A 21,639-nucleotide genomic window follows, 5' to 3' on the forward strand; every position below is an offset into this window, starting at 1 on the left:
CCGAAATGTTCGCCCTCTACATCGAAACCCAACTGGGGCCGACGCTGCGCGAAGGCGACGTTGTCATACTCGACAACCTGTCGAGCCACAAAGCCCCGGCCGCAGCGGCGTCCCTACGCGCGATTGGTGCATGGTTCCTGTTCCTGCCACCCTACAGCCCAGATCTGAATCCCATCGAGATGGCCTTCTCGAAACTCAAGACACTGATCAGGAAGGCCGCCGCGCGAACCTATGACCAACTCTGGGCCGCCGTCGGACAGGTCTGCAACCTCTTCTCGGACGAAGAATGCTACAACTACTTCAAAGCCGCAGGCTATGAGGCCGATTAAACGCGACACGCTCTAGGTGCCAAAATTGCCAAGCTCCATGGGGAAGAATGAAGAACGGTTTTGCAAACCAAGCTGCAAACCGCGCCATCTGAAATCTGGTAAGTGTTTGGTCGGGACGGCAAGATTCGAACTTGCGACCTACGGTACCCAAAACCGTCGCGCTACCAGGCTGCGCTACGCCCCGATCCGGATGCACCCTGAAAAACCGGCGCATCACATTCCGACCGGCCCAAGGGATGGTGTGATCGGATCGGCGCTGTATGACCGCAGATCGGGCAAATCACAAGCACTCGCTTTCAAGTAAGTGACAAGAATTTTTCAGCCGGCCTCGCCAGACGGATCATCGCCGGTTCAGCGGACGCAGGACCAGGCGGCCTCCGGTCCCAGGGCAGGATGGCGAAGCTCGTCCCCGGCAGAAATTCCCAAAGCCTCCGCGAGACCGCCATTGACCTCCAGCACAACAAGCACGCCGTCACCGCCGTCAATCGGAGTAAGATCTCCGGGAATTGCGCTTGAATGAACCCGGGTCACGACGCCACGCTGGTCGGCAAAGATCATGTCGAGCGGAATACGGGTGTTCTTCATCCAGAAACTGACCGGCCCGGCCTTCTCATACACGAACAACATCCCGGCAGAACGGGGCAGATGATCCCGGAACATGAGCCCCTGAGCGCGCTCCCCGGGGTCGTCGGCAAGCTCCACTGAAAAGCGCGCACTGCCCCACGGCCCACGCAGATCCAAACGATCTAGCGAACACTCTGCCAAGGCCTGCTGAGAGCAGATTGCCAGGAGCAACGGGATGATCAACAGTTTCTGCCAGTTACGCATCACTCTCGTTCCCGGATTGCCCTTTCCCATGCCGATACCTGTATCGCCATCAGTCCCCGGCGTCCATCGACGACCTTCAGCCCAACGGCTTCGCCCGGCTGAAGATCGGCCAGCCCTGACCGGCGCAGAATTTCCACATGAACGAAGATATCCTCCGAGCGGCCGAACACGTTGGCAAAGCCGAAACCCTTGCCCTTGTCGAACCACTTGACGCGTGCCGGCTCAAGCGGCAGCGCCTCCAGGTCTTCGGCCGACATCGTGGCGAGGTCCTCGAGCGGGGCCCCCTCCTCCTCCACTGGCGGCACGATGGAAAGCACCTCCACCGCCTGCATGCCACGGGTCGTATTCTGAACCAGTATCTCGATTTCAGCGCCATCCGCGACGGAAGACTGGCCGAAATTCCTCAGCACATTTGCGTGCAGAAGAATATCGGGACCACCTTCGTCAGCCACCACGAATCCAAACCCTTTCATCGGGTCGAACCATTTCACACGACCGCGCATTGCGTCGGCCATAGTCGTCTTTTCGTTCTCGGTCACCAGCGGGTCACCATTGCACCACTCCCGTATTTCGGGTGAGCCTCGTTACATACCAGTGCACCAATGAAATCGCTTGTCGAACAATTCAAAATATCGCCATCAGGCAATAAATACGAGACAGCATCCTTAGGTCAACGTCCAGAGAACATCAAGCTTCGCGGATGAAAAGGCTGGTTTCGACGGAGATTTCTTCGACTGTCAGCATCTCGGAAACAATCTTAGGGTGAAAGCCGCTCCACCTGCCATCCACCCTGCCCGTCGTCACTCCAACGGAAACGATCATGCAGCCGGAAGGCTCCGTCCGCCCAGAACTCAATCTCTACAGGGCGCAGACGGTACCCTCCCCAGAACGGGGGGCGCGGCGGATTTGTGCCATAGCGCGCGGTCACGCGGGCGACCTCCGCCATCAGGGCAGAACGCGATGCGAGCGGCTGGCTCTGATGCGATGCCCAGGCCCCCAACCGCGACTTCAGCGACCGCGAGACAAAATAGGCATCCGCCTTCGGGCCCTCCTCGCGGGTGATATGCCCGCGCACCCGCACCTGCCGGCGCAAGCTCTTCCAATGCATGACAAAAGCGGCCTTTCCGGCCTGTTCCAGTTCCGCCGCCTTGGTGGAGGTGTAATTGGTGTAGAAGACAAACGCGTCTTCTTCGATCTCCTTGAGCAGAACCATGCGGGCATTCGGCATGCCATCACTGTCCACGGTAGCGAGCGCGATGGCGTTGGGGTCATTCGGCTCGCTCGCCTCGGCCTCCGCCAGCCACTTGCGTGCCAGCTCGAAGGGATCGTCGCCCGCGAAAAGTCCGCTACGGTCGCTCATCAACATCTCCAGATATCGGTCCAAATGTGATGTGCGATGGCTACACCGCCGGACGCGCCAATGCCAGCGGCAAAGCAGGCACACTTGCGTCCGGCCCGTTGCATGGCCTAAACGGGCCGAAAGGATTTCCGAGCGGTGGAGGGACAGATGACAACAGGGTTGATGGCCGGCAAGCGCGGCCTAATCATGGGGCTGGCTAATGACAAGTCCATCGCCTGGGGCATTGCGAAGGCCTGCGCCGATGCCGGTGCCGAGCTCGCGCTGACCTACCAGGGCGATGCCTTCCGCAAGCGGGTCGTGCCGCTGGCCGAGCAACTGGGCGTGACCCAGCTGGCCGATTGCGACGTGAGCGACGATGCCTCCGTCGACGCGGTTTTCGCCCAGCTCGAGCAAGCCTGGGGCTCGCTCGACTTCATCGTCCACGCCATCGGCTTTTCCGACAAGAACGAGCTGCGCGGCCGCTATGTCGACACCAGCCGTGGAAATTTCACCATGACCATGGATATCTCGGTCTATTCCTTCACCTCGGTGATGCAGCGGGCAGAGAAGCTGATGAAGAACGGTGGCTCGGCGCTGACCTTGACCTATCTCGGTGCCGAACGGGTGATGCCGCATTACAATGTGATGGGTGTGGCCAAAGCGGCGCTGGAGGCCTCCGTGCGCTACCTCGCCGAAGATCTCGGCAAGGACGGCATTCGCGTCAACGCGATCTCGGCTGGCCCGATCAAGACCCTTGCCGCCTCGGGCATCGGCGATTTCCGCTATATCCTGAAATGGAACGAGATGAACTCGCCGCTGCGCCGCAACGTGACCATTCACGATGTCGGCAAATCAGCGCTCTACCTGCTGTCGGATCTCGGCAGCGGTGTGACGGGCGAGCTGCACCATGTGGATGCGGGCTATCACATGGTCGGCATGAAGGCCGTGGATGCGCCCGATATCGACGTCGTAACCGGAAAGAAGTGAGCACCTCATGAGCGAGCGCCCCCGTCCCGACCGCCTTCCCCACGAGAAGGGTTTCCACATCAGCTGGGATCAGATCCACCGCGACAGCCGCGCGCTGGCATGGCGGCTGGACGGACAGGGGCCCGATGACGGCGCCTGGAGAGCGATTGTCGCAATCACGCGCGGTGGCATGGCCCCGGCGATGATCATCGCCCGCGAGCTGGATATCCGGCTGGTCGACACGATCTCGGTGAAATCCTACAACCACCAGACGCAGATGGACGCGGTGGTCCTGAATGCTCCGAACGAGGAGCTTATGGGCGACGGCACGGGTATCCTTGTGATCGACGACCTCGTGGACTCGGGCAAGACGCTTGAGCTGGTGCGCAAGCTCTACCCCAAGGCGCATTTTGCCACCGTCTATGCCAAGCCGAAGGGCCGGCCCATGGTGCATACCTTCATCACCGAGGTGAGCCAGGACACATGGATCTTCTTCCCATGGGACATGGCGCTGCAATATGTGGAGCCCTATCGCGGCACAGATTGACGGCTCGGGTCGCCGCACCTTAGCGGTGCCCGTCGCGCGGGAAGCGGTCCACCGGACCGTTCCCTAGACGCGCACATTGGCGATATTCCTTTCCGACGCCAGAAACCTGCCACGGCTGCGGCTTTTTTCCCGCCGAGGCAAGGGATTTCTGTTGAAATCATCCTCCGACCCTTTAATTGTGCAAATTGAATATTTCTTTTCTGGTGCCGTTTGCGCTGCCCTCACGGTACAACGGAAATGTATTTGTGATTGTGGACCGCCGGATCGGGCTCGACTTGTCCCGATTTCATCGGCCGGCCCCGGTTGCCCGCCGCCCACGGGACGCATTCCCACGGGCGCGAGATCGAAATGTTGAGTGAAACCGCATCAATATGCCATCCGGGAGGCAATCGGATTGATGCGCGAGGGACGAAGATACGCAAACTTCGATCACGTGGTCTCCACGGACTGCGGAAGCTGCGCCTTGCAGTCACTTTTGCCTTTGGACTGCCTTCCCGGATGTGACGCAGGCACTTCGCGACCCGGACAGCCTGTTGAAATACTTTCAGATTTTTTCAGCAGGCTCCCCCCTGCATACAAGACTGCCCCTTCGCGTCCGCAATGTCGCGGAGAGCTCAGGCCGTCGCCTGCCCTACAGCCCAAGCGTTTCCGTCTCCGACCGTTTTCATTCGGCCCGCTCTGCCCGTTCGGCGCAAGAGCAACAAAGGGGATTCATCAATCGCAGGACGTCACCTGCTGGCTTTCATGAAGGTGGAGAAGATCATGCTCACACAAAGCATCTTTTCGACGATTGCCGGTCTCCGGTCATTGCGCATTTCTCGAAATCCTGCCGCGCGGGGCGGCGCGCTCGCGGCGGCGGCGCTGCTCCTGCTGACAGGCCTTCCGGCAGGCGCAACCCCCGATATGGTTGGAGATTGCACCCTGTGCCATCTCAGCGGCTCCAACCTGCCGCAAGAGCATGTGAGCGTTGACGGAATGAATCGCCCCAAATGCCTTTCCTGCCACCTGCCGACGGACGCGGCTCTTTCCACGCCGACGCAACGGCCCCAAGCGGGCAGCACAGCGCAGGGGCCGCTGGCACTCGAAGACTCCGTCGCGGACGATGCGCAGGACCAGACGGCCTTCATCCTGCCGGCCAGGCATCCTGCTGGCCTACCCTATCCGCCCGATCCCTTCACCCTGACCGCCAGCTTCGGCGTGCTGTCGAGTTCGAATATCGGCATGCATCGCTCGGGCTGGATTTTTGACGGCGCGCCCATCCAGTCGACCGGACTCTGCGGCCCGCCCTTCTGGCGGTTCGAGCGCGACGAAGAGCATGACAGCCAGATCTCCGGCAACCGGATCCATCTCGGGCTTGACGGCAAGTACACGCGCCCAACATCGGCGACCGACAGCTTGATCCTCGGCTTCGGGATCACCCGCGACCAGTTTCCGCAAGAGGATCTCGGACGGAGCAACGCCCGCCTCAGCGCCGGCTGGCAGAGACGAACCGATACAGGGACGATGAAGACGACGGCAATTCTGCACCGGGCGCATTATGACGGTGACGGGTCGGATGATTTCACCGATCACACTGCCCTCGGGTTCAGTTTCAACTACCACCGCTTCCTGCCCTCCAAACAGACACTCTCGACCTGCCTGCGCTTCCGCAAGCGGCAATATGATGATGAGGATGCGCCCCGCCAGGCGGATTGGAGCGCCTCACTCGCCTATTCCCGACTGCTGCCGAATGTCGGCCGCAACGGCCTCGGGCTGGCCTTGAGCGACCGCAACAATCCCCAAAAGGACTCCAGCCGCTATATTGGCCCGTCGGTGTTCGGTGTTTTTGACAAGACGCTCGGCGAAGGACTTTCCGGCCGGCTCTCGGCCGAAGCCGGTGTGCGGCGCTACGATGCCGAGCACGAGCATTCCGGCATCACGCGTGATGACAGGGTTTGGGATATCGGGCTGGAGCTGGTAGCGACACGTCCGGAATTCGCCCCTGCACAGGTTCGGTTCGGGTGTCATTACACGCGGACGAATTCCAATATCGATGCCGAGGACCGCAACGACAGCTATTGCGCGGCACTGATCGAGGCGCGGTTCTGATCCGCACCGGGCGGCCCCGGCAACGCGTGCGCTTTACAGGGACCGTCGCCGTGGCCTTCGTGGCAAGCCGATGAAAGGGCCTTTCGGTCATGCCACCGGCTTGCTAACTCTTGGCGCATCTTGCTCCGGAGCCGCCCATGCCCCTGCCCCTGAACCCGGCCATGATGGCCACGGATATCTCGCCCGTTCCGGAAGCCGCGCGTTGGGTGGCGGGCGTGACGTTTCCCGCCGACCAGCCGCTGATCAATGTCAGCCAGGCCGCACCTGTCGCCGCGCCTCCGGCGCCCCTGCGCGAGGCCATGGCGCAGGCGCTCCTTGAGGAGACGGCAAGCCATCTCTACGGCCCGGACCTCGGGCTTCCTGCGCTGAGGGAAGCACTGGCCGAACAGGCTTCCGCGCAATATGGCGGCCAGGTTTCTCCCGCGCAGGTCGCCATCACCTCCGGCTGCAACCAGGCCTTCGCCGCCGCCATTGCCACGCTGGCAGGCCCGGGCGACGAGGTTCTGCTGCCAACACCTTGGTATTTCAACCACAAGATGTGGCTGGACATGAGTTCCATCCGCGCCGTGCCTTTGCCCACGGATGACGCGCTGTTGCCCCGGCTGGACGTGGCCGGGAAACTGATCACGCCGCGCACGCGCGCCATCGCGCTCGTCTGCCCGAACAACCCGGCGGGCGTGGAATACTCCGCAACGCTGATCGCGGGCTTCCGGGACCTTGCGCGGAAGCATGGGCTTGCGCTGGTGATCGACGAGACATACCGCGACTTCCACTCCAGCGAGGGCGCGCCGCATGATCTGCTCACCGATCCCGACTGGGAGGATACGGTGATCCGCCTTTACAGTTTCTCAAAGGCGTACCGGCTGACTGGCCATCGCGTCGGCGCGATGATGTCGAGCCCCGCACGGCTGGCCGAGGTGGAGAAATTCATCGACTCGGTCACGATCTGCCCGAGCCAGGTCGGCCAGCGCGGCGCGCTGTGGGGCATCCGCAATCTCGGCGACTGGCTTGCCGGCGAGCGGCAGGAAATCCTCGTACGGCGCCGGGCCATCGAGGAAGGTTTTCCCCGGCTGGCGGCCAAGGGTTGGCGGCTCAAGGGCTGCGGGGCCTATTTCGCCTATGTCGAGCATCCTTTCGCGCTCCCCTCCGACGCGTTGGCCCGCGAAATGGTAGAGGCCGCCGGCGTACTCTGCCTGCCCGGCACCATGTTCGAGCCGCGCGGCGAGCCATCCGGCGCCCGTCACCTGCGCATTGCCTATGCCAATATTGACCGCGCGGGCATCGCAACGCTGTTTGATCGGCTGGAAAGCCTTGGGTTGCCGCGCTGAGTCCGCTTGCCTCCCTGCGCCGCAACGCCTAGACAAACGCGACCACTTCCGCAGGAGGCCACCGGGCGATGAAGCAAAAGAAAAAGTCGGCAAGCGACTACATGATGATGGTTCTGATGGGGATGCTTATTCTCGGCCTTGGCGGCTTTGGCATCACCAATTTCTCCGGCGGCGGAACGACCATCGCCTCCGTTGGTGATCGGGACATAACCGCGGAGGATTACTACCGCGCCATGGTCCAGGCCATCCGCACGCAGGAAGCCTCCGGCGCCACCGACCTGACGCTCGGCGCGATGGAAGCGCAGGGCATTCCGGCACAAGTGCGCGGGCAACTGATCGGAACCGAAGCGATCAATAACGAGGCGGACGGGCTTGGCCTGTCGGTCGGCGACGCCGAAGTGGTCCGCATGATCACCGAATCCCCCGCTTTCCAGGGCGTTGATGGCAAGTTCGACCGGGAGTCCTACGAGTTCATGCTCGACCAGAACGGCTGGAACGTGTCCGATTTCGAACAGGATGTGCGCGAGGAAAGCACCCGCAACATCCTGCAATCCTCCGTTGTTGTCGGCGTCGCGCCCCCCGCGCAGCTGACCGATATCCTGACCGAGTGGTTCGGCCAGCGGCGCAGCTTCCGCTGGGCGGAATTCGGGCGCGACAGCCTCACGACCGAGATCGGGGAGCCGACGGAGGAGGATCTGGTCGCCTTCCACGAGGAAAATGCGCCACTCTTCACCCTGCCCGAGACGAAGGCCATCACCTTTGCGTGGCTGACGCCCGACATGCTGCTCGACCAGGTCGAGATCGACGAGGAAGCGCTGCGCGCGCTCTATGCCGAGCGAGCCGATGAATACGTGATCCCGGAGCGGCGGCTGGTCGAACGGCTGGTTTTCGGCACGCCCGAGGAAGCAAGCGCGGCGAAGGCTGCCATCGAATCCGGCGAGAAGGATTTCGCCGCCGTGGTCGAGGAACGCGGCCTGACGCTGGAAGATGTCGACATTGGCGATGTGGCCGAAGACGACCTGGGACAGGCAGGTGCGGCCGTGTTCGGGCGCGACGAGCCGGGCCTTGTCGGCCCCTATCCGACGGATTTCGGCCCCGCCCTCTTCCGGATGAACGGCATCCTGCAGGCGCGCGAGACGAGTTTCGAGCAGGCCCTGCCCGAGCTGCGCGCCGAGCTTGGACGCGAACGTGCCCGCCGGTTGATCGAGGACATGATCACCGACATGGATGACCGCCTTGCGGGCGGCGCCACGGTCGAGGATCTGGCTACAGAGACCGCAATGGAGCTTGGCTCTATCGATTATTTCCCGGGCAGTCAGGACGGGATCGCCGCCTATGAGGGATTCCGCGAAGCCGCCACCGCGCTGACCGAGAAGGATTTCCCCGAGATCCTGTCGCTCGATGACGGCTCGATCTATGCGATGCGCCTCGACGCGGTGAAACCGCCGAGCCTGCAACCGCTGGAAGACGTGCGCGACGCCGTCATTGCCGGCTGGACTGCCGAAGCCGAGCGCGCGGCGCTGGTGGCCGAAGCCGAGGCAGCAAAGGCCGAGATGGAAGCCGGCAAGACTCTGGTCGATGTCGCGGGGCTCGGCGTGCAGAGCGCCGAGAACGTCACCCGCAGCGGCTTCATCGACGGGCTGGACCCCGCGGTGAGCGAGGCCGTCTTCGGCATGGAGTCGGAAGAGGTTGCCGTTGTGAAGACTGTCAATGGCGCCGTCCTGATCGTGCTCGACGGCATCGCCGAGGCAGATCTCGAAGATCCGCAGGTGGCGCTGTTCAACCGCGCCATGCAGCAGCAGGCCGCGCAGGGGCTCTCGTCGGATCTGTTCAACTACTATGCCCAGTACCTTACAGCCACGGCGGGCATTTCCATCAACGATGCCGGCGTGAACGCCGTGCATTCGCAAGTGTTCCGTTGACGCGATGACCCAGCTTTCCCCCTCCTATGACGACTTTGCCAAGGGCTTCGAAGCCGGGCGGAACCAGGTCGTCTACACACGCCTTGCCGCCGACCTGGATACGCCGGTGAGCCTGATGCTCAAGCTCGCGGGTGCGCGGACGGACAGTTTCATGCTCGAATCCGTCACCGGCGGCGAGGTGCGCGGGCGCTATTCCATCGTCGGGTTGAAGCCGGACCTGATATGGAAATGCGAGGGGAAACAGGCGCGGATCAACCGGCAGGCCCGCTTCGACGCGGAAACTTTCGAGGTCGAGCAGGCCGATCCGCTGAGCTCGCTGCGCGCCCTGATCGCAGAAAGCCGGATCGAACTGCCCGATGACCTGCCCTCCGCGGCGGCTGGCCTCTACGGTTATCTCGGCTACGACATGATCCGCCTTGTCGAGCATCTGCCCAACGTGAATCCCGATCCGGTCGGCCTGCCGGACGCGGTGATGATGCGCCCCTCCGTGGTGGCGGTTCTGGATGGCGTGAAGGGCGAGGTGATCCTCGTCTCCCCCGCGTTCACAGGCTCGGGGCTGACAGCCAAGGCCGCCTACGCACAGGCGGCCGAACGGGTGATGGATGCGCTGCGCGATCTCGATTTCGGTTTGCGGGGCGAGACGCGCAACCTTGCCGACGCACTTGACGTGGGCGAACCAGTGTCGAACTTCACCAAGCCAGATTACATGAAAGCCGTTGAAAAGGCTAAGGAGTACATCAAGGCCGGCGACATCTTCCAGGTCGTCCCCTCGCAGCGCTGGACGGTGCATTTCCCGCTGCCGCCCTTCGCGCTCTACCGGAGCCTGCGACGGACGAACCCCTCGCCCTTCATGTTTTTCTTCAACTTCGGCGGCTTTCAGGTGATCGGCGCCAGCCCCGAGATCCTCGTACGTCTGCGCGAGGGCGAGGTGACCATCCGGCCCATCGCCGGCACCCGCCATCGCGGCGTCAACGAGGAAGAGGACCGCGCGCTGGAAGCCGACCTGCTCGGCGACGAGAAGGAAATGGCCGAGCACCTGATGCTGCTAGACCTCGGCCGCAACGATGTCGGGCGCGTGGCAAAGATCGGCACGGTGAAACCCACCGAGGAATTCGTCATCGAGCGCTATTCCCATGTCATGCATATCGTCTCCAACGTGGTGGGCGAGTTGAAAGACGGCGAGGATGCACTCTCGGCCCTTCTCGCCGGCCTGCCCGCCGGAACGGTCTCCGGCGCGCCCAAGGTGCGGGCGATGGAGATCATCGACGAACTGGAGCCGGAGAAACGCGGCGTTTATGGCGGCGGCGTGGGCTATTTCTCCTCCGATGGCGACATGGACATGTGCATCGCTCTGCGCACTTCGGTGCTCAAGGACGAGCAGCTTTATATCCAGGCCGGCGGCGGGGTTGTCTATGACAGCAACCCGGAAGCGGAATGGCAAGAGACTGTGAACAAATCCCGCGCCATACGCGCGGCGGCACAGGATGCCGGGCGTTTCGCGCGCGGCGGAAACAGTTGAGCCTGAACGGCAACCACCGTCCTTTCGCAGACCTGCCGATGTCGTCCGCCTCCCTCGCTAACGTTTTTCACAAGAGGCGGCTAGGTGCAGGTGTGGGCGCTCCGCACGCTGGAACGATCCTTCGGATCGTGCCTCCGGCGGGGATATTTATCGGAAAGATGAAAAAGCGCGGCGCTTGAGCTTTCCTCTTTCCAGAGAATATCCTGGGGGGAGCGCTCGCAAGAGCGCGGGGGGCGGCGCGCCCCCTTCGGCCGTTGCAATCGGCTTGAACCCGACAGTTTGCTTGCCTGAAGAGGCCTCCCGTGCCCAACTTCCAGAAGCGCAAAACAACGGGTTTCTTCATGTATAGCTCCACCGACGCCAAGGTCATTGACCTCACAATTCGAATTGGGTTTCTCGGGCTCTTCATTTACGGCTCGCTGATGCTTGTCGCCCCACTCGTCGGGCTGATGCTCTGGGCGGTTATTTTGACCGTTGCCATCCACCCGCTTCATGCCGTGTTGTCGCGATTGCTCGGCGGGCGCCAGAAGCTCTCCGCGAGCGTCCTGACATTGATTGGACTGGCGATCACGCTCGGCCCGGTGGCGCTGCTCGGCATGGGTATCATGGAGGCCGGGCAGACCATCAACGACGGGATCGCAAAAGGAACGCTGCATATTCCACCGCCGTCAGACACCGTGATCGACTGGCCGCTGGTCGGGCCGAAGCTGCATGCGGCCTGGAGTTCCGCGCATTCCGATATCCTCGAGATGATCGGCCGGTTCGAACCTCAATTGCTCAAGGCCGGCGGGTTGTTGCTCGGGCAGCTCGCCGGTGTCGGGATGGGGCTCGTAACGCTGACGCTGGCGGTCCTCATCATGGGCGTTCTGTTGATCGCGGGCCCGGGCCTCGTCGTGGGAGCGCGCAAATTCGCCAACCGTGTCTTTGCCGATAGTGGCCCGCTGCTGATCGACATGGCGGGGGCGACGGTGCGCAATGTCTCACGCGGGGTGATCGGCGTGGCGGTGATCCAGGCGCTGATGGGAGGGATCGTCATGGCGGCTTTCGGCATCGGCGCTGCCGGCCCGCTATCGCTGGTGGCGCTGCTGCTGGGCGTTATCCAGGTCGGGCCGGGGCCGGTGCTGCTGCCGGTCATCATCTGGGCATGGACGGCGATGGATAGCGGAACGGCGCTGCTCTTCACGCTGTTGATGCTCCCAGTGATGGTGATCGACAACCTGCTCAAGCCGATCTTCATGTCTCGCGGGCTGGATACGCCAATGCTGGTGATCCTGATCGGTGTGCTGGGCGGCTTGATGGCCTATGGGTTGATCGGGATTTTCATCGGGCCAGTTATTTTGTCGGTCTTCTACAAGCTGTTCACGTACTGGATCGATCAAGAGACCGAGCCGGTTCCAGAACAACATACAGAAGAAGCCTGAATCCCGGCCTCACCCGCCGCGGAACGTGTTCCACCATTGCTGGGTGCCGAGCGACAGGGAGATCGAACTTTCAAAAGTGGGCAGCGCGGGCACCCCCGGTTCGGCCGGGGCAAGCTCGATATCGGCCCAGACCGGCAAGTGGTCGGAGGCGCGGCTGGCAAGTGCCCCCTCCTCCACCCCGGCATCGCGCAGTGCCACCTTGCGACCGAGCGCGAAGCGGTCGAGGCTGGCGATCGGGCGCGCGGCATGGAAGGAATTGCCGGGGCTGATCACCTGGTAATCCGCGTCGAGCGGTTCCAGCCCCCGCTCCACCGACCACTCGTTGAAATCTCCGAGAACGACGGTTCGCGACGGGGCGTCGTCCAGATGGCCGCGAATGGTTTCGAGCTGCAGCCGGCGGAAATTCCGAACCAGCCCCAGATGCGCCCCGACAACGGCAACCGGGCCCTCGGCCGTAGCGATATCCACCCGGACCGCGCCGCGCGGCTCAAGGCCCGGCAGTTCGATATGCCCGGTCGCCAGAATGTCGTGATCGCGATGTACCAGCACCGCGTTGCCATGCCAACCGAGGCTGACCTCGTTGCGCGAGAGCGGCGCGATGCGGAAATCGGTCTCGGCTTCGATCATGCGCCGGCAAAGAACGGAGGGCCGCTCGCCCAGCCGCTTGTCGACTTCCTGAAGCGCCACGAGGTCGGCCTGCAACATGTTGATCACGTCGATGATCCGACCGGGATCGCGGCGGAAATCCACCCCAACCGCTTTCTGGATATTGTAACTGGCCAGCCTCAGGCCCTTTGCCATCACGTTCCCCGATTGTCGCTTCACAGGCCTGTACGTCGCGTTTCACAGGATCGGCGCGAGCAGACGGGCAAAAGGCGCACCGATGCGCCGCCCCCATGGCTGTTCCTCCAGACCCTTGTCCAATAGATAGGCACGCGCGAAATCCGCTTCCAGCATCAGGGCCACTTCCTCGGCCACGCGGCTGTCAAAGAACACCGCCGTTGCCTCGAAATTGAGCCGACAGGAGCGATTGTCCATGTTCGTGGTGCCGACGGAGGCAATATCGTCATCCACCAGGATCACCTTCTGATGCATGAAGCCCGCATCATAGCGCCAGACGCGGACACCGGCGGCGCGGATCTCGTCGAAATAGGCAAAGGCGGCAAGCCAGGGGATCTTGTGGTCGATCACGTCCGGGACGAGGATACGCACATCGACCCCGCGCAAGGCGGCCAGCTTGAGCGCGGTCAGGATATCCACATCGGGCACGAAATAGGGCGAGGCGATCCAGACCCGCCGCGTCGCCCGCGTGATACAGGCGCAGAAATAGAGCGAGCCGGTCTCCAGCCGATCCCCCGGGCCGGTGGCGACGATAAGCGCATCCATCTCCTCGGCAGATTTCTCCGACGCCCATTTCAGTTTCGGGATGAGCAAGGACTGCGTGGCCCAGTGCCAGTCCTCGGCAAAGACGAGTTGAAGTTGCAGAACGACAGGGCCGGTCAGGCGGCAATGGGTGTCGCGCCAGGCACCGAATTTCTCGTTGCGCCCCATATACTCGTCCCCGACATTCAGCCCGCCGGTGAAACCCACCTGCCCGTCGATGACGACGGTCTTTCGGTGATTGCGGAAATTGACCTGGAAACGGTGGCGCGGGCCGCGGATGGCGTGGGCGTTGACGACCTCCACGCCCGCCTCCTGTAGGTCATCAAGATAGCTCTGCGGAAGTTTCGCGCTGCCAACGGAATCGAAGAGCAGCCGCACGCTCACCCCGCGACTGGTGGCGGCCTTCAGGCGTTCGGCAAAGGCGCGTCCAAGATTATCATCATTGATGATGTAGAACTGGACGAGAATGTATTCCTCGGCCTTTTCCAGCGCCTCGAAGATCGCGTCGAAGGTTTCCCGTCCGTCAATCAGCAGATCGAATCCGTTCCCCCCCACGACCGGCATTTCGGCGATACGTTCGAAGCTGGCGAAGCCGAAGAGGCCGCCATCGCCGCTGGCCGGATACTGCTTCCCGAAGGTGCCGACGCCGGTGATCACCTCCTGGGAATCGCGCCGCGCGATGACATATCCGCGGAACTTCGTATGCCCCAGCACGAGGAAGGCCGGCACGGAGATCCACGGCATCGAGATCAGGAAGGCGACCCAGGCAATGGAACCTTGTGGCGTGCGCGCGCGGGCGACCGCCCGATAGGCGAAATAAATCGCGAATGCCTCCAGCACGACATAGCTGGCGGCATAGATCGAAACCCACATTGCAGCACCTCCCCTCCGGCAGGATGCATCCGATGCAGGTGCCGCGGCAAGGTTTCATCCTTCGGAACCAGCGGTTTCAAGTGCGGATCAGGCCCGAAACCGTGCCCTATTGCTGGCGCAACACCGCCGAAACCGGGGCAAGCGCCACCTGGCCGGCCTTGCCGCCAAGCGCCCAGGAGAACAGCGCCGTCACGGTTTCGGGCCGACTGTGGCCCACCATGATGACCGCGCCGTCCTGCGCCGCCTTGAAGGCCGCGCGGTCAAGATACCTGCGGATCGTGGGACTGCTTTCGCCACCGGCATCCAGTACCCGGTAGACCAGCCCGACAGGGAAGTCCCCCTTGCGCGCTGCCGCTTCCAGCGGGCCGAGCCCGCGCGACCAGCCGATCAGCCCGTGCCCTTCCTGCGCCGCGATCATCAGCGCCTGTTCGACCAGTTCCCGATCACCGCCGATGCCCCCCTCTTCCGGGTCCATCAAGGCCACAGCCTGCGGCAGTTGCGCCAGATGCGCCTCCAGCGAAGTTTCGAGGTCGCGGGGGGTCGCGCCTCCAGGCACGCCGCTGGCCAGCGCCACGACTTCGAAGCCGGCCCGGGCGAACTCCTCGGCCGCCGCCCGTGCGTCGGGCCGGGTCGGGTCGATGGCGAATGTCACCGGGAAGGAGAAGGTGCTCAGCACGGAGCGGTCGAGCCCGGCGTCGCCCTCGTCGATCAGGATCACGGAAAAGAGCGGCTTGCCCTCCGGGTTCTCGAAGGGGCGGGCATTGCGGGCAAGCGCACCAAGCGTCAAGGCCCGCTCCGCCGTTGGATCCTGGCTTTCCGTTGTCTCGGCAAGGGCCAGTTCCTCCTCGCCCTCGTCCTCGGAGACGCCGATCTGGGGCAGCCGCGAAGAGACACCGACGCGTTCGGTGAGCGGACGGACATGCGTGGCGATCCCCGTCGCTTCGGTCGCGGGCGCTTGCGATCCGGTCACGGTTTGCGGTGCGACCGGGTCGGCCTGTTCAGCCGTGGCAGTGGTCGCGGAACCATCGCCAAAGGTGCCGCCGGCAAGCGGGCTGTCGCTGGCCACGACTGGGGCGGCGGTCTCCGCGTCTTCCGTTGCGGTTGCGGCCGCACCCTGCGTCGCGGCAGGTGCGGCCGCAACCGGTTCTGGCGTCTGTTGCACGGCGGAGACGAAGGCGCCTCCCGTCGCGGGCGCAAGTGTGCTGACCTCCGGGGCCTGCGCGGCTGCGGCGACGGTTTCTTCCGCTTCGGTGGCGGGCTGCCGGGCGTCCGGTTCCACCGCCCCGGCGAGGGTCTCGGCAGCGCCCGGCTCGGCGGCCATGGTTTCGGCGTCGCTGGCGGCCTGTACGCTCTGCGGCGCTTCGGGAGCGAGGGACGAGACTTCCGGCGCCGAGCCGGCTGTTTCCGCCGTCTCGGCTGCCTGCGTTTCCGGTGCACCGACCGCTTTTACAGACTCGGCTTCGGTCTCTACCTCGGCAATGGTTTCGCCAGATCCCTCGCTGGGAAGCACCGCGGGGGCTTCGACCGCTTCGGCCCGGCGCGGCGGCGGGAAACCAGTAACGAGATTACCTTCCGGCGCGGCCTCTCCACTGTCCAGCTGCGGCAGGGAAGGCCCCATGGCGGCCTCGGGGGCGTCCCCCTGGGCAGGCGCGGTCGTATCCGCCGCCTCGGGTTCGGCAAGCGGCGCATTCGGTGCGGACACTTCCATGCCGGGCAGTGCCGGGCGCGGCGCGGCGTCCTGCGGCAGGCTCGCGACCACGTCTTCGCCACCGCGCGACGGGGCGGCGGGCGCCGAGACCGGGGCCGGCGCTGCGGCCCCTTCGGGCAGCTCGGCATCCGTCTCGGCGGGCGCCTTGCGGAATTCGGAGCCGGCAGGCAGTTCAACAGCCGTCACGGGACGCTTTTGCTCGCCGCTCGCGACCGCCTCCGCGGCGGGCGGTTCGGCCGCGGGCTCCGGCGTGGTTTCAGCTTCGGGGCTTTGCATCAGGGGAGCCACGCCGGGCGCGGCCTCTTCCGCTGGCGCGTCCGTCTCGGCGACGGCCTCCGCTCCTTCCGGCGTGGCTTCGCCATCTGCCGGAGTTTCAGCCGTTTCCACTTCGTTTTTCGACATTTGTCGGGATGCGTCGATTGGCGAAAGCTGTGACATGGCGCCGAGCACGACGACCGATATGATGCTGCCCCAGATCAGGCCCGACAGGATTCCGCGTCCCATCTCTTACCCCTGTTGTTATCGTTGTGCTCCGCCAAGGGCCCCCTTTCGGGCGGGATGACCTTGACCCCGGCGAATGCCTCTGAACATGTATAGCCCGACCCGTTCTCCGGTTCACCCCCTATTGCTCGGACCTGACGCTATGCTGCTACTGATCGATAATTATGACAGCTTTACCTATAATCTCGTCCATTATCTGGGCGAGCTTGGCGCCGATGTGCAGGTCTGGCGAAACGATGCTCTGGACGTGCAGCAGGCCATGGGTCTGGGCGCCGAGGCTATCATCCTCAGCCCCGGCCCCTGCGATCCGGCGCAGGCCGGCATCTGCCTGCCGCTGACCAAGACCGCCGCCGAGGCGGGTGTGCCGCTCCTGGGCGTTTGCCTCGGGCACCAGACCATCGGTGAGGCCTTCGGTGGCAGGGTAATCCGCTGCCACGAGATCGTGCATGGCAAGATGGGCCATATCCACCATGACGGGCGCGGCGTGTTCGAGGGGATCGACGGTCCTTTCCAGGCAACTCGTTATCACTCGCTGGTAGTGGAGCGCGAGAGCCTGCCCGATTGCCTTGAAGTGTCTGCCTGGCTCGAGGACGGCACCATCATGGGGCTGCGGCACAAGAGCCTGCCGATCGAGGGTGTGCAGTTCCATCCAGAGAGCATCCGGTCCGAACATGGTCACAAGATGCTTGGCAATTTCCTCAACCGCATGAAGGTGCCGGCATGAGCGACAAACTCAAACCCCTGATCGGCCTCGCCGCCGACCGCCCGCTGACCGCGACAGAGGCCGAGGCCGCCTTTGACGCGCTGTTCGAAGGCGAGGCGACGCCGAGCCAGGTTGGCGGCTTCCTGATGGCGCTGCGCACGCGTGGCGAGACGGTCGAGGAGATCGCCGCCGCCGCCCGCGTGATGCGCGCCAAGTGTAATGCTGTTACCGCCCCCGAAGGCGCGATGGATATCGTCGGTACCGGCGGCGACGGAAAGGGCACTCTGAATATCTCCACCGCGACCGCCTTTGTCGTGGCCGGCGCGGGCGTTCCGGTGGCCAAGCATGGCAACCGGAACCTCAGCTCCAAATCCGGCGCGGCCGACGCGCTCAGCCAGATGGGCATCAACGTGATGGTTGGCGTCGACGTGGTGAACAAGGCGCTGGCCGAGGTCGGCATCGCCTTCATGATGGCGCCGATGCATCACCCGGCGATGCGCCACGTCATGCCGACACGCACCGAGCTTGGCACGCGGACGATCTTCAACGTGCTCGGGCCGCTCACCAACCCCGCCGGCGTCAAGCGACAGCTGACCGGCGCTTTCTCGAAAGACCTGATCCGGCCCATGGCCGAGACGCTGGCCTCGCTCGGCTCTGAAGCCGCCTGGCTGGTGCATGGCTCCGACGGCACCGACGAGTTGTCCATCGCCGGCCCTTCCTGGGTGGCCGAACTGAAGGATGGCGTGGTGACCGACCGCGAAGTCTCGCCCGAAGATGCCGGCCTGCCCGTGCACCCGTTCGAGGCCATCCTGGGCGGCACGCCCGAGGAAAACGGCAAGGCCTTTGCCGCGCTTCTGGCGGGCGCGCCGGGCGCTTACCGCGACGCGGTCCTGCTCAACACCGCTGCCGCGCTGGTGGTGGCGGGTGTCGCAAGAGACCTTGAGGAGGGCGTCGAGATGGGACGCGCCTCCATCGACAGCGGAGCGGCCAAGGGCAAGATCACCGCGCTGGCCGCGCTTACCTCCGCTGCCGGATGACCCTCGGGACGACGCATATCGGGGCCTGGGCCGAGCTGCCTTTCTTCCGGGAGGACCTGCCGGCCATTGCCGACGCGCTGGAAGCGGAGCAGCGACAGGTGCTGCCCGCGCCCGAACGGATCTTTGCCGCGCTCGAGATGACCCAACCGGAGCAGACCCGCGTGGTTATCCTCGGGCAGGATCCCTACCCGACGCCCGGCCACGCGCATGGGTTGGCCTTTTCTGCCGAAGCGGATGTGCGCCCCCTGCCCCGGTCGCTCGGCAATATCTACAAGGAGATGCGGGCCGACCTTGGCGACGCGCCGGACAATGCGGATCTCCGTTTCTGGGCCCGGCAAGGCGTGCTGTTGCTCAACGCGGTGCTGACCGTGCCGGCGGGCGAGGCCAACGGGCACAAGGCGCTCGGCTGGCAGACGCTCACCGCGCAGGTGCTGGAGCGGCTCTCGGACACCCCGCGCGTCTTCCTGCTCTGGGGCCGCCCGGCCCAGAAGGCCGCGGCGAAATCCCTGCGGGGCGAACATCATCTCCGGATCGAGACCGCCCATCCCTCGCCCCTGTCTGCAAGCCGTGGTTTTTTCGGCTCCCGTCCCTTTTCACGCGCGAATAACTGGCTGCAGGACCGCGGCCATACCCCTATCAATTGGATGACCCCGGAGGCCGCATGAGCACGCCGACAATTCTTGAGAAGATCAAGGCCTACAAACTGGAACATATCGCTGCCTGCAAGGAGGCCCGCCCGCTCGAAGAGATCGAGGCCGCCGCCAAGTCCGCGCCGCGCGTGCGTCCCTTTGCGAATGCCCTCGCCAAGTCGATCCAGACCGGCTATGGCCTGATTGCCGAGATCAAGAAAGCAAGCCCCTCCAAGGGGTTGATCCGCGAGGATTTCAACCCGCCCGCGCTGGCCGAAGCCTATGAGAAAGGCGGGGCGACCTGCCTTTCGGTGCTGACCGACGGGCCGTCCTTCCAGGGAGACGACGCCTTCCTGATGGCGGCGCGCGAGGCGGTGTCGCTGCCGGTGCTGCGCAAGGATTTCATGTACGACACCTACCAGGTCGCCGAGGCCCGCGCGCTCGGGGCCGACTGCATCCTGATCATCCTGGCTTCGGTCTCGGACGATCAGGCCGCCGAGCTGGAAGCCGCCGCCGCCGAGTGGGGCATGGACGCGCTGATCGAGGTGCATAACCGCGCAGAACTGGACCGCGCGGTGGCGCTGAAATCCCGCCTGATCGGCATCAACAACCGCGACCTGAACACTTTCGAGACCACGCTCGACACCACGCGCAGCCTGATCAAGCATATCCCGGAAGATCGGCTGATTGTCTCTGAGAGCGGCCTGACCGGACCGAAGGAGCTGGCCGAGCTGGCCATGTATGGCGCGCGCTGCTTCCTGATCGGCGAGAGCCTGATGCGCAAGGATGACGTGGAGCAGGCCACGCGGGAGCTTCTCGCCAACCCGCTGACCGCCGCCCACGGTGGGGGTATGTAATGGCGCTCACGCATTTCGACGCGTCTGGACAGGCGCATATGGTCGATGTCTCGGACAAGGCCGTGACATCGCGGGTCGCCGTGGCCGAGGGCTGGGTAAAGATGCTTCCCGAGACTCTGGCCCATGTCGAGGCCGGCACCTCCAAGAAAGGCGACGTGCTGGGCATTGCCCGCCTCGCCGGGATCATGGGGGCCAAGAAGACCTCCGAGTTGATCCCTCTCTGCCACCCGCTGCCGATCACCAAGGTGTCGGTGGAACTTGTTCCGGATGCGGACCTGCCCGGAGTGCGAATTTCGGCAACCGTGAAGACGACCGGCCAGACCGGCGTCGAGATGGAAGCGCTGACGGCGGTCTCGACCGCCGCGCTGACCGTCTATGACATGCTGAAGGCCGTGGAGAAGAGCATGGAGATCGGCGGTGTCCGGGTGACGCTCAAGGATGGCGGCAAGTCCGGCCGCTACGAGGCCGCGCCATGATCCCGGTTCGCGAAGCGCTGGAAAAGGTTCTCGCTCTTGCCGAGGTGGTGGAGACCGAGACCGTACCGCTGCAGGCGGCCGCGGGCCGTGTCCTGGCCGAGCCGATCGTCGCGAGGCGCCTGCAACCTCCCTTCGCGGCCTCCGCAATGGATGGCTACGCGATCCGCAGGGACGATCTGGCACAGGATGCCGGTTTCGACGTGATCGGCGCTGCCCCGGCGGGATGTGCCTTTGAAGGGTCGGTCGGCCCCGGACAGGCGGTCCGGATCTTTACCGGCGGCGTCGTCCCCGAAGGCGCGGATTTCATCGTCATTCAGGAGAATGTCCGCCGAGACGGCGACCGGATCATCATCACCGATCCCGACGCCCATAGCGACAATATCCGCCCCGCCGGGGGCGATTTCCGCCCCGGAGACCGGATCGAAGCCCCCAGACGGCTTGTGCCGGGCGATGTGGCGCTTGCGGCGGCGATGAACGTGCCCGAACTGGTGGTGCGCCGCCGCCCCGTGGTGGCGCTTCTGGCAACGGGAGACGAGTTGGTCATGCCCGGCGAGGTGCCGAAACCCGATCAGATCGTTGCCTCCAATTCCTTCGGATTGAAGGCGATGTTCGAGGCCGAGGGGGCCGAGGTGCGGATGTTGCCGATCGCGCGCGACACGGAAGCGAGCCTGCGCGCGGCCTTTGCGCTGGCCGAGGGCGCGGACCTTCTGGTCACCATCGGTGGTGCCTCGGTGGGCGATCTTGACATCGTTGGCAAGGTCGCGGGCGATCTTGGCATGGAACGTGCCTTCTACAAGGTCGCCATGCGGCCCGGAAAGCCGCTCATGGCCGGTCGCTTGAACGGAGCAGCCATGATTGGCCTGCCCGGAAACCCCGTTTCCGCAATGGTTTGCGGCCATCTTTTCATTCTGCCGATGCTGTGCTCCATGCTGGGCCTCGGACGGGCGCAGGCGCCACGGCAAAAGGCGGTACTGGGAAGTGACGTCGCGGCGAACGGCCCGCGCGAACATTACATGCGCGCCAAGGTGAAGGATGGAATCGTTACTGCTTTCGAACGGCAGGACTCCGCGCTTCTGACCATTCTGGCGGACGCGAATGCGCTGCTGGTTCGCCCCGCCGAGGATGGGCCGCGACAGGCCGGCGAGGAGGTCGAAATCGTCCCGCTTTGAGCGGGACGGTTGACAC

20 protein-coding genes and 1 tRNA gene are annotated in these 21,639 nt (G+C 64.2%); 14 read left to right on the plus strand and 7 right to left on the minus strand.

The features are described 5' to 3' along the window. Positions 1-329 (plus strand): transposase (locus BLR85_RS15345; protein WP_139188418.1); only part of this gene is annotated, 329 nt, incomplete at its 5' end. Positions 330-436: 107 nt separating this feature from the next. Here the strand turns inward: BLR85_RS15345 and BLR85_RS15350 are convergent. From BLR85_RS15350 to pdxH, 4 genes are all read right to left on the minus strand, one after another. Beyond that, a tRNA-Pro gene (locus BLR85_RS15350) sits at positions 437-513 on the minus strand. Positions 514-680: 167 nt separating this feature from the next. Continuing rightward, the gene (locus tag BLR85_RS15355; protein WP_244520748.1) at positions 681-1,187 is read right to left on the minus strand and encodes a DUF192 domain-containing protein; all 507 of its coding nucleotides are present in this window, start codon (positions 1,185-1,187) and stop codon (positions 681-683) included. Beyond that, entirely contained in the window at positions 1,157-1,672 is a 516-nt protein-coding gene (locus BLR85_RS15360; RefSeq protein WP_093157786.1) for a cold-shock protein, read from the minus strand. The genes BLR85_RS15355 and BLR85_RS15360 overlap by 31 nt, the downstream gene beginning before the upstream one ends. Before the next feature lie 242 nt (positions 1,673-1,914). Then, positions 1,915-2,517, minus strand: coding sequence for a pyridoxamine 5'-phosphate oxidase (gene pdxH, locus BLR85_RS15365; protein WP_093157789.1), 603 nt, complete (start codon positions 2,515-2,517; stop codon positions 1,915-1,917). A gap of 147 nt (positions 2,518-2,664) precedes the next feature. On the opposite strand from pdxH, the gene fabI reads away from it, so the two are divergent. From fabI to BLR85_RS15400, 7 genes are all read left to right on the plus strand, one after another. Beyond that, positions 2,665-3,483, plus strand: a complete 819-nt coding sequence (gene fabI / locus BLR85_RS15370) for an enoyl-ACP reductase FabI (RefSeq protein ID WP_093157792.1) — start codon at positions 2,665-2,667, stop codon at positions 3,481-3,483. A 7-nt stretch (positions 3,484-3,490) separates the two neighbouring features. Next, complete coding sequence (gpt, locus tag BLR85_RS15375) at positions 3,491-4,009, plus strand: xanthine phosphoribosyltransferase (protein WP_093157795.1); 519 nt, start codon at positions 3,491-3,493, stop codon at positions 4,007-4,009. A 762-nt stretch (positions 4,010-4,771) separates the two neighbouring features. Continuing rightward, positions 4,772-6,097 (plus strand): surface lipoprotein assembly modifier, encoded by a 1,326-nt coding sequence (locus BLR85_RS15380; RefSeq protein ID WP_170844591.1) that lies wholly within the window; start codon positions 4,772-4,774, stop codon positions 6,095-6,097. A gap of 137 nt (positions 6,098-6,234) precedes the next feature. Then, on the plus strand, positions 6,235-7,425 hold the full coding sequence (locus BLR85_RS15385; protein ID WP_093157801.1) for an aminotransferase: 1,191 nt from the start codon (positions 6,235-6,237) through the stop codon (positions 7,423-7,425). 68 nt (positions 7,426-7,493) lie between these two features. Continuing rightward, complete coding sequence (locus tag BLR85_RS15390) at positions 7,494-9,347, plus strand: peptidylprolyl isomerase (protein WP_093157804.1); 1,854 nt, start codon at positions 7,494-7,496, stop codon at positions 9,345-9,347. Between the two features lie 4 nt (positions 9,348-9,351). Further along, a complete protein-coding gene (gene trpE / locus BLR85_RS15395) occupies positions 9,352-10,866 on the plus strand; it encodes an anthranilate synthase component I (protein WP_093157807.1) in 1,515 nt (504 codons plus the stop codon). Positions 10,867-11,207: 341 nt separating this feature from the next. After that, positions 11,208-12,287 carry an AI-2E family transporter gene (locus BLR85_RS15400; protein ID WP_093157907.1) on the plus strand — a complete coding sequence of 360 codons (1,080 nt, stop codon included), beginning with the start codon at positions 11,208-11,210 and terminating at the stop codon, positions 12,285-12,287. 9 nt (positions 12,288-12,296) lie between these two features. Here BLR85_RS15400 and BLR85_RS15405 read toward each other — a convergent pair whose 3' ends face one another. The 3 genes from BLR85_RS15405 to BLR85_RS15415 form a co-directional block, all read right to left on the minus strand. Then, positions 12,297-13,088, minus strand: a complete 792-nt coding sequence (locus tag BLR85_RS15405) for an endonuclease/exonuclease/phosphatase family protein (RefSeq protein ID WP_093157810.1) — start codon at positions 13,086-13,088, stop codon at positions 12,297-12,299. Between the two features lie 42 nt (positions 13,089-13,130). Continuing rightward, on the minus strand, positions 13,131-14,543 hold the full coding sequence (gene cls / locus BLR85_RS15410) for a cardiolipin synthase (protein ID WP_093157813.1): 1,413 nt from the start codon (positions 14,541-14,543) through the stop codon (positions 13,131-13,133). A gap of 106 nt (positions 14,544-14,649) precedes the next feature. After that, positions 14,650-16,755, minus strand: a complete 2,106-nt coding sequence (locus BLR85_RS15415; protein WP_093157816.1) for a divergent polysaccharide deacteylase family protein — start codon at positions 16,753-16,755, stop codon at positions 14,650-14,652. Between the two features lie 139 nt (positions 16,756-16,894). Between BLR85_RS15415 and BLR85_RS15420 the strand changes: the two genes are divergently transcribed. From BLR85_RS15420 to BLR85_RS15445, 6 genes are read left to right on the plus strand one after another with little or no spacing between them, the layout of a single operon-like run. Further along, entirely contained in the window at positions 16,895-17,476 is a 582-nt protein-coding gene (locus BLR85_RS15420; RefSeq protein ID WP_093157819.1) for an anthranilate synthase component II, read from the plus strand. Further along, on the plus strand, positions 17,473-18,492 hold the full coding sequence (gene trpD, locus BLR85_RS15425; RefSeq protein WP_093157822.1) for an anthranilate phosphoribosyltransferase: 1,020 nt from the start codon (positions 17,473-17,475) through the stop codon (positions 18,490-18,492). Before BLR85_RS15420 ends, trpD begins: the two co-directional genes overlap by 4 nt. Beyond that, a complete protein-coding gene (locus BLR85_RS15430) occupies positions 18,489-19,157 on the plus strand; it encodes a uracil-DNA glycosylase (protein WP_093157825.1) in 669 nt (222 codons plus the stop codon). The genes trpD and BLR85_RS15430 overlap by 4 nt, the downstream gene beginning before the upstream one ends. Further along, positions 19,154-19,978, plus strand: a complete 825-nt coding sequence (gene trpC, locus BLR85_RS15435) for an indole-3-glycerol phosphate synthase TrpC (protein WP_093157828.1) — start codon at positions 19,154-19,156, stop codon at positions 19,976-19,978. The genes BLR85_RS15430 and trpC overlap by 4 nt, the downstream gene beginning before the upstream one ends. Beyond that, positions 19,978-20,454, plus strand: coding sequence for a cyclic pyranopterin monophosphate synthase MoaC (moaC, locus tag BLR85_RS15440; RefSeq protein WP_093157831.1), 477 nt, complete (start codon positions 19,978-19,980; stop codon positions 20,452-20,454). Before trpC ends, moaC begins: the two co-directional genes overlap by 1 nt. Next, positions 20,451-21,623, plus strand: a complete 1,173-nt coding sequence (locus tag BLR85_RS15445) for a molybdopterin molybdotransferase MoeA (protein WP_093157834.1) — start codon at positions 20,451-20,453, stop codon at positions 21,621-21,623. The genes moaC and BLR85_RS15445 overlap by 4 nt, the downstream gene beginning before the upstream one ends. Positions 21,624-21,639 lie beyond the last annotated feature (16 nt).

The organism is Aliiruegeria lutimaris, from assembly GCF_900099935.1.
In the GTDB taxonomy this organism is placed as follows: Bacteria; Pseudomonadota; Alphaproteobacteria; order Rhodobacterales; family Rhodobacteraceae; genus Tropicimonas; species Tropicimonas lutimaris.

What these genes read in the sequence shown, in the direction of transcription:
- BLR85_RS15390 (WP_093157804.1), top strand. Translation starts at nt 7,494, where the DNA reads ATGAAGCAAAAGAAAAAGTCGGCAAGCGACTACATGATGATGGTTCTG.
- BLR85_RS15420 (WP_093157819.1), top strand. Translation starts at nt 16,895, where the DNA reads ATGCTGCTACTGATCGATAATTATGACAGCTTTACCTATAATCTCGTC.
- BLR85_RS15430 (WP_093157825.1), top strand. Translation starts at nt 18,489, where the DNA reads ATGACCCTCGGGACGACGCATATCGGGGCCTGGGCCGAGCTGCCTTTC.
- BLR85_RS15415 (WP_093157816.1), bottom strand. Translation starts at nt 16,755, where the DNA reads ATGGGACGCGGAATCCTGTCGGGCCTGATCTGGGGCAGCATCATATCG.
- pdxH (WP_093157789.1), bottom strand. Translation starts at nt 2,517, where the DNA reads ATGAGCGACCGTAGCGGACTTTTCGCGGGCGACGATCCCTTCGAGCTG.
- BLR85_RS15400 (WP_093157907.1), top strand. Translation starts at nt 11,208, where the DNA reads ATGTATAGCTCCACCGACGCCAAGGTCATTGACCTCACAATTCGAATT.
- moaC (WP_093157831.1), top strand. Translation starts at nt 19,978, where the DNA reads ATGGCGCTCACGCATTTCGACGCGTCTGGACAGGCGCATATGGTCGAT.
- fabI (WP_093157792.1), top strand. Translation starts at nt 2,665, where the DNA reads ATGACAACAGGGTTGATGGCCGGCAAGCGCGGCCTAATCATGGGGCTG.
- BLR85_RS15380 (WP_170844591.1), top strand. Translation starts at nt 4,772, where the DNA reads ATGCTCACACAAAGCATCTTTTCGACGATTGCCGGTCTCCGGTCATTG.
- cls (WP_093157813.1), bottom strand. Translation starts at nt 14,543, where the DNA reads ATGTGGGTTTCGATCTATGCCGCCAGCTATGTCGTGCTGGAGGCATTC.
- trpC (WP_093157828.1), top strand. Translation starts at nt 19,154, where the DNA reads ATGAGCACGCCGACAATTCTTGAGAAGATCAAGGCCTACAAACTGGAA.
- trpE (WP_093157807.1), top strand. Translation starts at nt 9,352, where the DNA reads ATGACCCAGCTTTCCCCCTCCTATGACGACTTTGCCAAGGGCTTCGAA.
- trpD (WP_093157822.1), top strand. Translation starts at nt 17,473, where the DNA reads ATGAGCGACAAACTCAAACCCCTGATCGGCCTCGCCGCCGACCGCCCG.
- gpt (WP_093157795.1), top strand. Translation starts at nt 3,491, where the DNA reads ATGAGCGAGCGCCCCCGTCCCGACCGCCTTCCCCACGAGAAGGGTTTC.
- BLR85_RS15360 (WP_093157786.1), bottom strand. Translation starts at nt 1,672, where the DNA reads ATGGCCGACGCAATGCGCGGTCGTGTGAAATGGTTCGACCCGATGAAA.
- BLR85_RS15385 (WP_093157801.1), top strand. Translation starts at nt 6,235, where the DNA reads ATGCCCCTGCCCCTGAACCCGGCCATGATGGCCACGGATATCTCGCCC.
- BLR85_RS15355 (WP_244520748.1), bottom strand. Translation starts at nt 1,187, where the DNA reads ATGGGAAAGGGCAATCCGGGAACGAGAGTGATGCGTAACTGGCAGAAA.
- BLR85_RS15445 (WP_093157834.1), top strand. Translation starts at nt 20,451, where the DNA reads ATGATCCCGGTTCGCGAAGCGCTGGAAAAGGTTCTCGCTCTTGCCGAG.
- BLR85_RS15405 (WP_093157810.1), bottom strand. Translation starts at nt 13,088, where the DNA reads ATGGCAAAGGGCCTGAGGCTGGCCAGTTACAATATCCAGAAAGCGGTT.